This window comes from Chitinimonas arctica (assembly GCF_007431345.1).
Lineage (GTDB): Bacteria > Pseudomonadota > Gammaproteobacteria > Burkholderiales > Chitinimonadaceae > Chitinimonas > Chitinimonas arctica.
Window position 1 is genome coordinate 402087 of sequence record NZ_CP041730.1, and the last position, 14444, is coordinate 416530.

Here is a 14444-nt window from a genome sequence, read left to right on the forward strand (position 1 = left end):
AGTAGCATCTTGCAGTGCAGGCTTGCCGCAAGGGGCTGGCAAGCAGATAAATCAATAATAATCACGGTTTTTATAGTCAACAAAACTACTTCGTTCCCCTTGGTCGAATCGCCCGTTCTGGATCGTGCGCTTCGCCACGGACAACAGCTCCTCATGGTGGTGGCCATATTTCACGTCCCCTAATCCCCTGATAAAGACATATTTATGGAATCGTTCAATTCCCTTTGGCGCGCACATCCGGTTTATATGGCGTTCGAAGTGTCTTGCGCGTGATTCCAACGTTCCACGGGCCAAGCGATGGGTAAAGAATTCCGCGAGGGGGTAATAATCGCACAGGCATATACAGCACTCTGTTCTCCTGAGTTTCCTTTCAGGCGCCGCATTACGCTCCACAACGGCAAAACACATTTTTCCGCGGGTAAATTTAATTTTATTGAAATAATCTATTTCCGCAGAGCCCAGGTTCTTGTATTTTTTTACCAGTCTACAAAAATCATCTTCCTGGGTCACGACCTCCCCTACCGCACACGGCACGACCAGATGCCAGGTCACCCTATATGTCCTCCCATCCACCTCAAAATTATCACTTATCTGCTCCAGCGTCTTTTGCGACGCCGCATAAAAATGCTTCTCGTTCGTAAACGTATAAACAGCGTAGGGGTCTATGCAATTAGGTCCTGGATGCACATCGATCACGTTTACCTCCTGAATTATGGCCCGCCGCTGATTACACCCTGCCAACGCCGGTGGATTGAAATAGGATCTTGATTGATCTATTTCCTGCGCAAGCGCGGCTTTCAGAAAGCTGCTGCGGGTATCGACTATCCGGAGGCGAGATGAGGCCGGCTGTCGTCATCCCATGGTGGCGATGGAGGCGGATCCGGTACCCAAGCCGCTTCCTTTCTGACCTATAACGATGAGCCCGGCATTCTCCGGCCGGCCATTCATTCGAAGAGGAAGGAAGCACATATGAAAACAGAAAAGTGCCACCAGCAACGTCCCCTCATGCTCGCCCTACTGCTAGCCGGTCTCGTGCCCAGCCACGCGGCGGAACGGATTCCATTGGCAGGCAAGGTACCAAACCAGGCGGCGGCGCACAGTGGCAAGCAATTGGACGTGGACGCCGGCGGGCCGGCCACCGCCCTGTCGCAGCGGCTGGGTTTGGCGACGGCGGATCTGCAAGCGGTACGCCGGCTGGAACTACCCAATGGCAATGTGACGGTGCGGCACCAGCAGCTCCACCGCGGGGTCCCTATCTGGGGGGAAAGCATCGTAGAGCAGCGCGGGACCATGCAGGCACTCAGCGGCGCCATGATTACCGGCATCGAGGCCGACCTGCCTAGCGTCACACCCGCCTTGCCGGCCGATTGGGCGCTCGCCCAGGCCAAGCTGAAAACCGGCTGGACCGGCCCACTGCGTAATGCGCAGACGCAGCTGTATATCAAGCTCGATGCCAGCAACCGTGCCCGGCTTGTCTACCAGGTCTCCTTCCTGATCGAGGGCGCTCGTCAGCCCAGCCGGCCTTTTTTCCTGATCGATGCCAACAGCGGGGAGGTACTGTCCCACTGGGAAGGGTTGACGCATCGCGACGCCACCGGCCCGGGCGGCAACGGCAAGACCGGCCGCTACGAGTACGGTACCAACTACGGTCCTTTGCAGGTGAGCGACAATTGCACCATGAACTTCGGCGGGATAAGCACCATAGACCTGCAAAACGGCACCAGCGGCGGCACACCTTACCAATTCGCCTGCCCACGCAGCGAGGGCAGCGAAACCAACGGCGCCTATTCGGTCGTCAACGATGCCCACTTCTTCGGCACGGCCATCATCAATATGTATCGCAGCTGGCTGAACGTCGCACCATTAGCCCAGCCCCTGGTGATGCGGGTGCATTACAGCAATAATTTCGCCGGTGCGTTCTGGGATGGTACCGCCATGTCCTTCGGCGATGGTTCCGCCAACTCCGGCTACTATCCCTTTGTCGTCCTGGACATCGCGGCGCATGAAATCAGTCACGGCTTTACCGAACAGGTGTCCGGTCTCAAGTACCAAGGCCAGCCGGGCGCCATCAACGAGTCCTTTTCGGATATCGCGGGTGAGGCGGCTGAGTACTTTGTGCGAGGGCACAACGACTTCCTGGTCGGCGCCGAAGCCATGCGGGGCGAAGGTGCGGTCCGCTATATGAACAATCCGCCGCAGGACGGCCAATCCATCGACCATATCTCGCGCTATACCGAGAATATGGACGTTCATTACAGCAGCGGCATCTTCAACAAAGCGTTCTACCTGCTGGCGACCAAGCCCGGCTGGAATACCCGCAAAGCGTTCGAAGTGATGGCCGACGCCAATCGGCTGTATTGGAGTCAAAACACCAACTTCGCCGAGGGGTCCTGCCACGTCCTGAGGGCGGCACAAGCACGGGGTTACAATCAACAGGATGTCTATACCGCTTTCCATGCGGTGGGCCTGACGCCCTGCGTCGTCGTGGACGACTTCCTGATCAAGGGCGTGCCCAGACGCAATCTGCAGGGCGCGGCCAATTCCGAGTGGCACAACTTCCTGACAGTGCCGGCCGGTGCGCGCAACCTCACTTTCAAACTATCCGGAGGCACCGGCGATGCCGATCTGTATATCAAGTTTGGTAGCCGTCCCACCACCTCCAGCTGGGATTTCCGCCCGTATCGCAGCGGCAACAACGAGACCGTCACCATACCCGTCGCCAAGACAGGCACTTACTTTGTCATGTTGCGTGGCTATTCGGCCTACAGCGGCGTAACCCTGCTGCCTGACTACAACAATTAGCACAACGGGGCCGACTTTATGCCGGCCCCGCTTACCACGAGCCCTGGCGAAGGTCTGAACGTTCGAATCAGCAGATTTTTATAGTGAATTGCTTTCTTCGAAAGCATCCGTATTTCTTTGCAGTAAATTGACAATCCCAGTTGATGAATTTACTCGAAATTTTCAAGAAGCAGTGAAATGCATTCAATCACAGGAATTATGTATGGATAACATACCGACAAAGCAAGCCCTTAGCGCAGAACCCTATCCAATCATACCAGCAAACAGAAAACCAGTGCGGCAATCGCATTCAACAACACCAGCCTCCGTCGCACCGCTTGATCGAAAGGATTTACCGCCTCCACTTCTAAAAGCTTTCGACGCGCTACCCTCGCAGCATTCGCGAGATAATCCAGTATTAGTTGCGCGCGATCTCCATATTTACAACGCCCTTACACACGAAAGCAATATAGTAAGCATCCTGACACAAGGCCAAGCATCGACATACTCAGGGAGGCACTTCTCTCCCAAAGGCATCGCCCTCAACGCGCCTTTTTATAATTACCCTGCTTTTGTCTACATCAAGCTGAGCAAATTCATTGACGAATATCAAAAGCATATGAGTGCGTTAAGTACGAGCGGAAAAGAAGCTCTAGCGGACCTATGCTGCGACATGATAACCGGGGAGATGATGCAGAATCCCAGGCTGGTATTATTAAGGAAAGCTGGACGGCACCAACAGCCCTATATTGCAACGGTTTGCGACGAAAAAACACTTAGCGATCCATCCTTGATAAAATCATGGGTAAGCAATAATTTAGCCACGATAGAAAGCCGGGAATTCGTGGAACTAAAAACCATCATCGTCGCACTGGATGAAGATCTAAAGAACGACATCGCCGACAATCTAAGGGTAAAAAATATCGAATCGGAAAGGCCCAGTCCTCAAGAGTGGGCTGCAATCAGGCCCGAGTCTTTAGATTCATTCCAACAGCAACATCCCACAAGCTTTCTCAACCGAGTATGGGAAAAACGGGAAGAGGTCATTGAGGGTCATTTCACAAGGCAACAATATTTAATGGAGTCTCAATACCAAAAAACACGCAGGAGCGAGTCGGCTCAACCACCATTCGACCACCGCTCCTGAGATTTGCCTACGTCGACCAAGGCACCTAAGCAATTGATTCAGTTGAAAAACAAGCATGGGCGTTGCAATTTGGCGGCGAGTTTTTCATTACCCAATCAAAGGCTTAGGTGCAACTACCGAACCGGCTCCCAGGCTGCACCGGTTTCGCGCTTCACCCTATTGCTTGAGCGGGGTCTTGGCCGCCACCAGCGTGAGCTCATCCCCCATTACCAAGAGCACGCCAGCATCGTCGAGACGCACGATACTGGCCTTGCCCAGTGCATTGCTGCGGACAATCAGCGAATACACCGCCCGTGCTTCGAAAGCGCCATGGTGCCCAGCCCCCGTATGGACAATCTTCACTTCACCCGCCTCGCCGCGCGCCACATCCGGCTTGAGCGACTTGGCCTGGCCGAGAAACCGGCGCAAACCGTCTTCGGTCGCCAGTTTATGCTTCAGTGCCACGGCTTGGCGAACCACTTGGGCGGGGATTGCCGGCCAATAGACTCCTTCGCTGATGGACTGCCCTCGGTTATCGAGCGCGGCAAAGGCAAACGACCCTTCCACCGGGATACCGCTCAATGAGCGTTCCAGATGGGTCGTGTACCACAACAGCTTCGATTCAAGCGGCTGGATACCCGCTTTCACCGACCCGCCGCCCGCCATGGTGGTGGTCACGTGGGTCGCGCTCACCTCCTTGGCCGGAATCCCGGCTGCCAGCAAGTAGGCTTTGACTTCCATGCTGTGCTTTTCCGGGTTGTCGGTCAGATATTGCGGCAGTGCTGCGCTCAAGGCGGCCGACTTGGGTCCGGCGGAATAGGCGTTCGGCACCAGCAGCGTTGCGCCGGTCACGGTGTCCCGCATAAATACCGCCTTGTCGCCAACGGTACGTAGATAAGGGCCTTGTACGTCCTGCCGGAGCGCGCCGTTCGCGCCGAAGCGGGATTTTTCCACGCTATGTACGTAGGCAATGCCCTCGCCGGCCGCCAGGGCTGATTCGCTTGCCGCTGCGTCAGGCTCGGCGGCCGCCAGGGCGCCGACCTGCAGCAAGCCGAATGCGATCAACACGCCAGTATGCAATCTATTTAATTTCATGATGCTTCCTCCAGATGAATGGGCCAATTCAATCCTGATGGTTCAAGGCAGAATAAAGGGATGATTATTGCAATCGTAATTGCAGGTATATAGCCAGGACATCCAGCCCCAGCCTATCCCGTCATTCGCCTCGTTTCGTAATTGCACCCACGATTCGGTTCGATTGGCCCATTCCGCCCGCGCCTGGTTGATTTCCACCGAAACGATAATATGCGCGCCACAACCGACCACGCCGTGATTGCCGCCACCAAAGGCGCAGCCGCTGCCGCCGGTAACCGAGTTGATGGCATCGGTCCAGGATGGGCCTACCGCCGAATTGACATTTGCAACGTAGCGATCGGCGAATGCGCGGCCGCGATTGGCCACGTCGGCGGTATCGGAGCCGACCCGGGTGGGCATGATCAACGCGATGCTGGATACCCCGGCAAAGGCATTCAGCATCTCCGGCACATATAGGTCAGGGGTAATGCCGCAACTATTGTCGATGACGGCAAGGTTGATCCCGCCATTGGTGCCTGCACCTGCCCAGGCGCCCGAGCTGGCATCTTCACCCCAGCGCACGGCGCCGGTGGAGTAATTGACCAACTGGCAGGAGGTTCCGGTCCTGTCCACCACGATATTCCGTGGCCGGGAGTAAACGCAGCGGCCGGCCAGCGGGCTATCGGTAAAACGCAGGCATTTTTTCTGGGTACCGGCGATATCCGGGCAGCCGGCGGTGGTGGTACACGCAGTGTTGGTCTGGTCGTCACAGGTGCCGTGGCCACTGAAATAGGCGATGGCGTCGCCCGGCCGGTCGAAATTCGAGGTGTCGGCATTGCCGGCGACAATTTGCGGATCGGGAAAATCGGTGGGATAAACCAGCCCATTTACATAGCGAATACTGGCGGTATATCCGGCAATCGATAACATGCGATTTCGAAAATTATCGACGTTGGGAATATCGTTCGATAAGGCGCCGCAGGAATAGATATCAACCGCTTCAATAGCAATGCCCGTTTCGGCCGCGGCAACCGATATGGCGGGTAGAACAAGCAGTACGGATGCAATGGCACGTGGCGCGTGCTTTTTTATCAAATGCATGATGCTCCTCCTTGCGATCACATGCCGGCCAATTCCGGCAATGTGGAATCCGCCGCTTTGTCCCCCGCTATTGATAAAGGCGAGCAGACGCGACGACGAAGCGGTGCACCGCGCGCAAGCGAGCGCGGCCATGTATTCAACGTATAGCGACGGAATGGGTACGCTGTTCAGCTACCCGTGCGTCGGCGACGCAGGGAGAGGCGGAGCAGCTTTCGTCGAAAAGGCATAGGGATGGGGCATGGCTTGGCCATGATTTCCTCCTGCGCGCCGGGTGGATATTATATTTTCCTGAGGGTCGGCCGGCTAAATTGGGTTATAGGCGCGAGTTCCCGCGCCGCCGAGAATGCCGATGGACGGTTCGCCCCTGGTTTGGCGAATACGCGAGGCTTGCCTAAGCTCTAGCTAGCCCCCTAAACGGGACAAGACCGATAAAACGATTGGAGGAAACCCATGGCTTATTTCGCCGGCTTCGACACATCAACTTTCCCGGGCGTGCAAAAAATGGCCTGGCTGAAGGCCAACACCAACCTGGTCTGGTGCGGCTACTATCTGGCGCCCGCACCTAGCCATCCCGGTACCAGCTGGATGGGACAAAGGGCAGCGCTACAAGCTGCCGGCTGGGGCATTGCACCCGTTTATGTAGGCCAGCAGCTGAGTAGCCAGCCGGGCTCGCATACGGTGACAGCCGCACAGGGAACGATAGATGGCAACCAGGCTGCCGCGCTTTTACAGACAGATGGCTTCGGCCCCGGGCGCTGGGTCTATCTGGACTTGGAAAACGGCGCACCCTACCAAGCCCCCAGACGGACTACGTGAATGCCTGGGTCGCGGCTGTGACCGCCGCGGGTTACGGCGCCGGCGTCTATTGCTCTCATGGCTTCGCGGAGGTGGTAGCGCAACACATTCCGCAGGCGCGCATTTGGGCGTTCGAAGTGAGCACCACGGCCCAGCACGGCATCAGCGGCAACACTTTTCCCAATCCCAGCCCCGCCGGCTGTGGCTATTCGGGGGCGACAATCTGGCAACTGCAGCAAAACGGTGTGATAGATCTTGGCAGCAACGGCAGCCTGGAGGTGGACCTCAGCACCGCGCTGACTGCGGACCCAGGCTCGCCTTAGTCCGGCGCGGGGCTGCCGCGCCCGGACTTACGGAGCGTGGCTGTATCGGCGCCCTCGGTGCCGATACAGCCACGCTCCCTTTTGCGGGTGCTTGAAACCCCCGCACTACTTTTTGTCGCTACCTCCGCTGGGAAAACCAAAGCCTGTCCATATGGTCTTGGTTCTGTCCTGCAGTTGCTGCTGCATATCCACGAACATATTGGTACTTTGCTCCAGATAGCTGGTCATCATGTTCTGCATGGCCGGCGCCTGGAACTTCATGAAATCGCCCCATAGATTGGCATTGCCCGCCAGTGGGTTGTCGCCCTGGCCTATGATGGACTTGGATTGGTCCTGCAAACGCTGTTGCATCTGACTGAACAACTGCAGATTCTTTTCCAGGTAGTTACCCATCAGACCTTGCATGGCGTGACCGTAGAAGCGGATGATCTGGGTCAGCACGTCGTAGGTGAACATCGGTGCAACGCCGCTTTCCTCATCTAGAATGATCTGCAACAGCACGCTGCGGGTGATATCCGCGTGGGTTTTGGCATCTTCCACCGTGATCTCGACATTTTCGAGTACCAGCTGCTTTACATCCTCAAGGGTGATGTAGCAGCTGGTTGCCGTGTCATACAGCCGTCGATTTGGGTATTTCTTGATGATGCGTTTTTCAATATCGGCCAAGTTTGTCTCCGTTATTTTCTGAATCAATGACTTAGCGAGGAAAGGTTAGTCTTGTTGCGATGCAGCAAATCGTCTTGACGGCGCAAAACCCGCTTCCTAGAATGCCTAGAGTTGTGCGAAGCAGCATAACTATAACTTAAGCCTTCGCATCGAGCATCCACACCGATAGAACGAGGAGTACAGCATGACCCAAGCCCCCTATTCCGACCTGGCCCAGCAACAGATGGAGCTAGCCCTCAAGGTCGCCCGCATCGGCATCGACAGTACCGAGCGTTTGCTCAAACTTCAGCTGGGCGCCGCCAAAGAGGCGCTGGAGGACTCCGCCAGGACCGCCGCCCGCCTGAGCGAGGTCAAGGATCCACAATCGGCCATGGCGGTGCGGGCCGAACTGACCGAGCAGGCCATGGGCAATATGCTGGGGCTGTCGCGCAACATCTATGAACTGGCGGCGCAGACCCAGGCCGAACTGGCCCAACTGAGCGAGATCAGGTCGGGCAACTTTCAGCAAAGCTTGATGAGCAACTTCGACCGGATAAGCAAGGCGACGCCGGCGGGTAGCGATATCCTGTCCGCCTCGCTCAAATCCAGCGTGGCGGCCGGCCAGGCAGCGTTCGACAGTTTGAACAAGGCCGCCCGCCAGGTGGCGGAATTCGCCGATACCAGTTTGAAGGCAGCTTCGACGGCCACGGCGGAAGCGGTCAAGAATGTCAATCGCGAGAAGGCATAGGACTAGCCTGCCTTCGCACTGAAAATGCATCTCTACAAACAAAAATGCGCCGACGATGAGGTCGGCGCATTTCTTTTACAGATAGGGAGGTTGATGCAAGGCGTGCCGGTTATAGAAGTCGGCAACACCAGTTCTTATCTTCAGGAAAGGCGCGCTGGTATAGTGCCCCATCGGTAATGTATTTCTTCTCATACGGCCGGGTTTTCTCGACATCGGCGGCACGCAAGGCGCTTTCTGACATAAATCGTTCGAATGAGTAGCCAATTAAAGCCGAATAATGTTCGCGCGAAATGGGCAAATAATCTGATGGGCGTTGTCCCTGAGGCGCGGATGACGCATCAAATAGCGATTTTGCGACTATATTCGCTTCGTTTAAATGAGCCAAGCGTAACTCGGGGAAGCCTTGCTTGCCGATACGCTGCGCGAATTTTACCAACACATTGTCTAATTCTGTCCACTTTAGATCCTCTTTGTATTCCTTTTCGTTGCAGCCGAAGGCTTCGCGATAGTATTTAGCGGAGTACGTCACCCAATACGCCTCAAAATCCGATGTCTTACGTAACATACCCGGCCGGGTAAATGCATGCAGCAACACGTCTTTTTGCAGAAGCAGATTGATCAGCTGAGGTGCGCACGCATTATATGTAACTTCATCGAAAAGACCGAGCGCCACTAGCTTCTTTGTTGAATAAATTGGTAATTCGCTTGGACAGTCGGATAAAAGGGGCAGCAGACTCAACAACAATCGAATTTGCTGGTCCGTCTTGCCTGCCTGTCTTGCCTCGCCGAGATAGTGATCCAACTCGGCCCACGTCCCACCAAAGGCTTTCAGTAGATTGACTTGATTCGCCGGGTCTTTAAAATCACGAAGGTTAGGTAAGTCTTTCAGCACACTAGGTGCTGCATAGCGAACACTATCTGCTTTCGCATCGTAAGTGGCATAAGGAATCGCACCTATTGGCATGATTTTCAACTCCATGTATATCCCATCTGCCCTCCCTTAATTGATTGGCAGCGGGACGCTGTCGGAAAGGGGCAGTTCGTAGGCAGTCCGTCCGGCGTCGCCCGCAATATAACTGCCCGTTTTGTCCATCGCCACGCCGAATTTGTCCTGGTCTTTGACCGCGAGCATCTCCTTCAAGGCGACATTTTCGATATGCGGCATACCGGCTATCTCCAATATCCGGCCAGCCATTTTTCGTCTCGCCGTCAGCCCTAACGCCGAAAGCTTGCCACCTAAGCTGGAATTATCAGCGATCGTGCGCTGTGCCAATTCCGCTTTACTTGTTGCTTCTGTTGTTTCTCGTTTGCCCCCCCGTGAATATAGTAGCAATAGCGCGAGCGAGAAATAGATATTGGGATTATCGGGGTCCTCGTCCAACAAGGCGGTTTCCAAGGCTGCCAAGGCGTCCGGCCGATCCAGCAAGGCCATCAGCGCGGCGATCTGTTTCTCCACCAAGGCATCATGTTCATCAATATGATGACTACCATTCCAGGCTTGGATGGCGGTGCGAATTAGCCAAGCAGTGGAAAGCACTCCCCCCACGCCCGCCAACACCGGCACGCCCACGGCGGCACCGACGCCCGATAAGGTCAGTCCCAAACTAACGGTGGATATCACTAAGCCGGCCGCCCCCACGCCAATGCGGGCCTCGGCTTGCGTTTGCAGCGCCTTCTGCGCCACGATTTCCTTCTCATGATTATCTAGTAACTGCTTGAGCACGATACCTAGGACGCGGCATATATGGCGGTATTCCGGAAGGGCATCGGTTCGCAACTGTTCCATTGCGGCGTCATACCTAGGCGATGCACACGATGTTGCCCGTTCCTCTTGGCGATCTTTTTCAGAATGTAACGCTTTAGGCACGGCCGAATTTTTCCGGTCCAAGCAAGGCGCCACCCGTCTACGTAACTGAGTCGCGATGGCTTCCGCTTTTTTCGCATCACGACGATCAATGACGCCCTGGCCAATATGAAACAAGCTACTGACGATACCGAAAATCGAGCCGACGGTCGACGCAACCGGGGCGGCAACGTGGACCACCCGGCCGGCAAGTTTGCCGATCTCGGTCGCGATCACGGCGGCGCGCGCGCCTACGCTGGCGAGTTGCAGGGGGCTGTCTCGGAACAGCCCGGCAAAGACGGAAAGCCCTTGTTTCTTCAGGCGCTTCTCTTCGGCGATGGCGTTGCCGTAACAAGTATAGTCGTTGGCATTACAGGCCCTCGCTGCTCTCGCATCGTCAAACTCGCTGGGCGCCGCTTGTCTTTGCCTTTGTGCGTAAGAGAGCGGCGCCGGTTTGGGCTCAAGCGGGGTGTCGGGAGGGGAGACAAGCCCCTTTGGAGGGGTCGGCCTTGGCTCGCGCTGCACAAATGTACGGATACCGTTCAGGGCGAACACCGGCGCCCTTGAGGGCGAAGCGGGCTTCGGCTCAAGTCGCTTGGGTGTGGAGGGCGGCGTAGCAGGCTCAATGGCCGGAGGCAAGGCGCTAGCCGACGGCTTGGCATGCGCCGCCGGGTTTTGCGCGACAAAACGTGCTGCCCCTGCGCCATGCTGTTTTTTCTGGCTGCAGATTCGCAGCAGCCTCTTCAGGATATTGACAAAGGCTTTGGTGGCAAGAACGACCTCCACCAGCGAGAAGGCACAGCCTACGCCCGGCAGGCTGGCGCCTTCGACGACGTCGGGCAAGGTCGGCGCACCAAACAGCGCAACGATTTTTGACGCAACGCTACCCGCCGAGAAAACACTCCAGGCGCCAAAAAATGCGCCACTGATGGTCTGTTTTGTTTTATGGGATGGATATTCCTTGCAGTTTACATGGGGGGCGGAGGGATCAATTGCTAAATTACCCATGTCAGACTCCTTCAATAAAAGGGAATCCCATAAACTTCAAATGTGCTACTAAATCCTTGTTAGTTGCCCGCCCAGGTGGACCGCTATCGTAAAGTTGTTCAAGTTTTCACATTTTGAAAAAATGTGCTTTGCAAGCGTGGACGTGCGCCCATGCTGGGCGCAAATAAAAATACCCCTCGGCCGAGGGGTATGGGTAAGTACTTTGCCGTGCCCAGTCTTGGATTCCTGCCGGGAGGAATCAGCTGGGCCTGGTTTTGTCCTGTCAACGGCCTGGAATGGCCGCCAACAGCTTCTGCGTATACGGATGCTTGGGATCCCGATATAGCTCGTCGGAATTGGCGTACTCCACCATCTCGCCGTGATGCATGACCAACACTTCGTCGGAGATGTACTTCACCACATTCAGATCGTGCGAGATAAACAGGTAGCTCATGCTGAATTCATCCTGCAGATCCTGCAGCAGATTGAGCACCTGGGCCTGCACCGATACGTCCAGCGCCGACACCGATTCGTCGCAGACGATGATTTCCGGCTTCATGGTCAGGCAGCGCGCGATGCTGATGCGCTGGCGCTGGCCGCCGGAAAATTCGTGGGGGTACTTGAAGAAAGCGCCATCCGGCATCGACACCCGCTTGAGCAGCTCGCGCGCGTGATCGGCGCGATCCTTGTCGTTGCTGAAAATGCCATGCACGCGCATCGGTTCCATCAGGATGTCGCCGACGGTGAAACGCGGGTTCAAGCTGGCGTAGGGATTCTGGAAGATGATATTCAGGCGCTTCTTGTAGGGCAGATAATCCTTGTCCGACAAGCTCATCAGGTCGCGGCCCTCGAACATCACCTCGCCCCCCTGGTTGGAGTGCAGGCGCAGGATGGTCTTGCCCAGGGTGGTCTTGCCCGAACCGGATTCGCCGACGATACCGACCGTCTTGCCGCGCGCCAGCTTGAAGCTGACATCCTTGACGGCATGCACTTCGCGCTTGCCGAACAGGCCTTGCTTCATGGTGTAGGTCTTGCTGAGGTTCTTCACCTCCAGCACGATGGGGTCGTCCGCCTTTACGCCACGGGGACGCTCGCCCTTGGGCAGATCGGCGTCGCGGCCGCTGAGGAAGTCCTCCACCACCGGCAGGCGCAGCGGCCGCGAATCGATACGCGGCCGGCAAGCCAGCAAAGCCCGGGTGTAGGGATCCTGCGGGGCGAGGAACAGCGATTCGGACGGACCTTGTTCCTTGATCACGCCGTTGTGCATCACCACCACGTGGTCGGCGATTTCGCGCACCAGCTCCAGGTCGTGGGTAATGAACAGAATGCTCATGCCGTGGGTGCGCTGCAGCTTTTTCAGCAGCTCGATGATCTGGTTCTGCACCGTCACATCCAGGGCCGTGGTCGGTTCGTCGGCGATCAGCAGCTTGGGTTCGCAAGCGATCGCGATGGCGATCATCACGCGCTGCTGCTGGCCACCCGATAGCTCATGGGGGTAGCTATCGATGCGCCGTTCCGGATCGGGGATGCCCACTTCGCCCAGCAGCTCGATGGCGCGGACCCGCGCGGCTTTCTTGGTGATGTCCTTGTGCAGCATCAGCACTTCGACGATCTGTTCGCCTACCCGGTAAACCGGATTCAGCGAGGTCATCGGATCCTGGAAGATCATCGAGATTTGCTGGCCGCAGCGCGCACGGCGCTGCTTGATGGTTTCACCCAGCAGATTGTCGCCGTTGAACAGGATCTGGCTATCTTCGCCGAACTCGGTATTGATGACCGGCAACAAGCCCATGATGGCCATGGCCGACACCGATTTACCGGAGCCCGATTCGCCGACCAGGGCAACGGTCGAGTTTTCCGGCACGACGTAGTTGACGCCCTTCAGCGCGTCGAAACGCTTGCCTTCGCCCATGCGGAAGCTCACCCGCAGATTCTTGATTTCGAGCAGATTCTTCTGATTCATCATCGGTCCTTGGGGCGCGCTAGCGGCGGTTGGCTTTAGGGTCGAAGGCGTCACGCAATACATCGGTGAACAGCCCGAAACAGACCACGAAGGTGGACATCACGACAGCGACCGCAGCCAGCTGCCACCACTTGCCCAATACCAACTCGACCATCACTTCATTGATGATCACGCCCCAGGAAATCGAATCCAGCGGCACGCCGAAACCCAGGAAGGACAGCACGACCTCGGCCTTGATGAAGTCGATCACCAGTTGCGACAGTTGCACCAGGACCAGGTGCGACACATTCGGCAGGATATGGATAAACATCATGCGGCTCTGGCTGGCGCCGATGGCATCGGCGGCCTGTACATATTCGCGGCTGCGCTGCTTGATGTACTCGGCCCGCACCAGGCGGTAGACGCTGGTCCAGCCGGTCAATCCCAACACGATGATCACGGTGCTGATGCCCTTCGTGCCCATCGCACCGGCGATGGCAAGCACCAGCAGAAAGTACGGCATGGCGGTGAAGATGTTGTAGAACCATTCCAGGATGTCGCCGATGGTCCGGCCGAAGTAACCACTGATGGCGCCCAGCACCGTACCGATGGTGACGGCCAGCAACGCGGCCATGACACCCACGGTGATGGATACCTCGCCTCCCTTGATGACCTTGTCCAGAACGTCGCGGCCCCACTTGTCGCCGCCGATGGGCAGCGACCAGGCGCGATTCTCCACCACGGCCGGGTAGGCCTTGGCAGCCTCGTCGATCTTGCCGGTATACGATGCCAGGGGATCGAGCGCCAGGCTGGCGGCGTCCATGGGTTCGTCGTCCGCTTTCATCTGGCTGTTCTTGCCGAATGGATTCGGTGTGTCAGCCATGAAACTCGGATTGGCCCAGGACACACCCACGCCCTTGTTCCATTCGGAAGCGACCAGGCCCACCTTGGCCAACAAGGCCACGGTGAAGTAGACCAGCAGGACGAAAATACAGAACTTGGCCAGATTGTCGCGCCACAGGCGTTTGCCCGCCGCCCGCCAAAAGCTTTGCGATGCTTGATTGGACATGCTTTGCTTC

General features: G+C 56.7%; 13 protein-coding genes. 5 read left to right on the forward strand and 8 right to left on the reverse strand.

Annotated elements, in window-relative coordinates; translation table 11 throughout:
• Positions 1-51: 51 nt before the first annotated feature.
• Positions 52-696 carry a hypothetical protein gene (locus FNU76_RS01835; protein WP_143856119.1) on the reverse strand — a complete coding sequence of 215 codons (645 nt, stop codon included), beginning with the start codon at positions 694-696 and terminating at the stop codon, positions 52-54.
• A gap of 273 nt (positions 697-969) precedes the next feature.
• On the opposite strand from FNU76_RS01835, the gene FNU76_RS01840 reads away from it, so the two are divergent.
• A complete protein-coding gene (locus tag FNU76_RS01840) occupies positions 970-2802 on the forward strand; it encodes a M4 family metallopeptidase (protein ID WP_143856120.1) in 1833 nt (610 codons plus the stop codon).
• 202 nt (positions 2803-3004) lie between these two features.
• A complete protein-coding gene (locus FNU76_RS01845) occupies positions 3005-3928 on the forward strand; it encodes a hypothetical protein (protein ID WP_143856121.1) in 924 nt (307 codons plus the stop codon).
• A gap of 156 nt (positions 3929-4084) precedes the next feature.
• Here the strand turns inward: FNU76_RS01845 and FNU76_RS01850 are convergent, their stop codons facing one another.
• Both FNU76_RS01850 and FNU76_RS01855 read right to left on the reverse strand, forming a co-directional pair.
• On the reverse strand, positions 4085-5002 hold the full coding sequence (locus FNU76_RS01850; RefSeq protein WP_143856122.1) for a hypothetical protein: 918 nt from the start codon (positions 5000-5002) through the stop codon (positions 4085-4087).
• A gap of 42 nt (positions 5003-5044) precedes the next feature.
• A complete protein-coding gene (locus tag FNU76_RS01855; protein WP_143856123.1) occupies positions 5045-6082 on the reverse strand; it encodes a hypothetical protein in 1038 nt (345 codons plus the stop codon).
• A 450-nt stretch (positions 6083-6532) separates the two neighbouring features.
• Between FNU76_RS01855 and FNU76_RS24290 the strand changes: the two genes are divergently transcribed.
• The gene (locus FNU76_RS24290; protein WP_223879189.1) at positions 6533-6898 is read left to right on the forward strand and encodes a glycoside hydrolase domain-containing protein; all 366 of its coding nucleotides are present in this window, start codon (positions 6533-6535) and stop codon (positions 6896-6898) included.
• Positions 6895-7200 carry a hypothetical protein gene (locus FNU76_RS24295; RefSeq protein ID WP_223879190.1) on the forward strand — a complete coding sequence of 102 codons (306 nt, stop codon included), beginning with the start codon at positions 6895-6897 and terminating at the stop codon, positions 7198-7200. Before FNU76_RS24290 ends, FNU76_RS24295 begins: the two co-directional genes overlap by 4 nt.
• Before the next feature lie 105 nt (positions 7201-7305).
• Here FNU76_RS24295 and phaR read toward each other — a convergent pair whose 3' ends face one another.
• Entirely contained in the window at positions 7306-7866 is a 561-nt protein-coding gene (phaR, locus tag FNU76_RS01865) for a polyhydroxyalkanoate synthesis repressor PhaR (RefSeq protein WP_179958310.1), read from the reverse strand.
• Between the two features lie 184 nt (positions 7867-8050).
• Between phaR and FNU76_RS01870 the strand changes: the two genes are divergently transcribed.
• Positions 8051-8593, forward strand: coding sequence for a phasin family protein (locus FNU76_RS01870; RefSeq protein ID WP_143856124.1), 543 nt, complete (start codon positions 8051-8053; stop codon positions 8591-8593).
• 109 nt (positions 8594-8702) lie between these two features.
• Here the strand turns inward: FNU76_RS01870 and FNU76_RS01875 are convergent, their stop codons facing one another.
• The 4 genes from FNU76_RS01875 to FNU76_RS01890 form a co-directional block, all read right to left on the reverse strand.
• A complete protein-coding gene (locus tag FNU76_RS01875) occupies positions 8703-9572 on the reverse strand; it encodes a hypothetical protein (RefSeq protein WP_143856125.1) in 870 nt (289 codons plus the stop codon).
• Between the two features lie 21 nt (positions 9573-9593).
• Positions 9594-11444, reverse strand: coding sequence for a hypothetical protein (locus tag FNU76_RS01880; protein ID WP_143856126.1), 1851 nt, complete (start codon positions 11442-11444; stop codon positions 9594-9596).
• Between the two features lie 262 nt (positions 11445-11706).
• Positions 11707-13389 (reverse strand): ABC transporter ATP-binding protein, encoded by a 1683-nt coding sequence (locus FNU76_RS01885; protein ID WP_143856127.1) that lies wholly within the window; start codon positions 13387-13389, stop codon positions 11707-11709.
• A gap of 16 nt (positions 13390-13405) precedes the next feature.
• On the reverse strand, positions 13406-14434 hold the full coding sequence (locus FNU76_RS01890; RefSeq protein ID WP_143856128.1) for an ABC transporter permease: 1029 nt from the start codon (positions 14432-14434) through the stop codon (positions 13406-13408).
• Positions 14435-14444: the final 10 nt, after the last annotated feature.

Bases quoted from the DNA above. Each gene is read 5' to 3' on its own strand.
- FNU76_RS01840 (WP_143856120.1), top strand. From the start codon at position 970: ATGAAAACAGAAAAGTGCCACCAGCAACGTCCCCTCATGCTCGCCCTA.
- FNU76_RS01845 (WP_143856121.1), top strand. From the start codon at position 3,005: ATGGATAACATACCGACAAAGCAAGCCCTTAGCGCAGAACCCTATCCA.
- FNU76_RS01850 (WP_143856122.1), bottom strand. From the start codon at position 5,002: ATGAAATTAAATAGATTGCATACTGGCGTGTTGATCGCATTCGGCTTG.
- FNU76_RS01855 (WP_143856123.1), bottom strand. From the start codon at position 6,082: ATGCATTTGATAAAAAAGCACGCGCCACGTGCCATTGCATCCGTACTG.
- FNU76_RS24290 (WP_223879189.1), top strand. From the start codon at position 6,533: ATGGCTTATTTCGCCGGCTTCGACACATCAACTTTCCCGGGCGTGCAA.
- FNU76_RS01870 (WP_143856124.1), top strand. From the start codon at position 8,051: ATGACCCAAGCCCCCTATTCCGACCTGGCCCAGCAACAGATGGAGCTA.
- FNU76_RS01875 (WP_143856125.1), bottom strand. From the start codon at position 9,572: ATGGAGTTGAAAATCATGCCAATAGGTGCGATTCCTTATGCCACTTAC.
- FNU76_RS01880 (WP_143856126.1), bottom strand. From the start codon at position 11,444: ATGGGTAATTTAGCAATTGATCCCTCCGCCCCCCATGTAAACTGCAAG.
- FNU76_RS01885 (WP_143856127.1), bottom strand. From the start codon at position 13,389: ATGATGAATCAGAAGAATCTGCTCGAAATCAAGAATCTGCGGGTGAGC.
- FNU76_RS01890 (WP_143856128.1), bottom strand. From the start codon at position 14,434: ATGTCCAATCAAGCATCGCAAAGCTTTTGGCGGGCGGCGGGCAAACGC.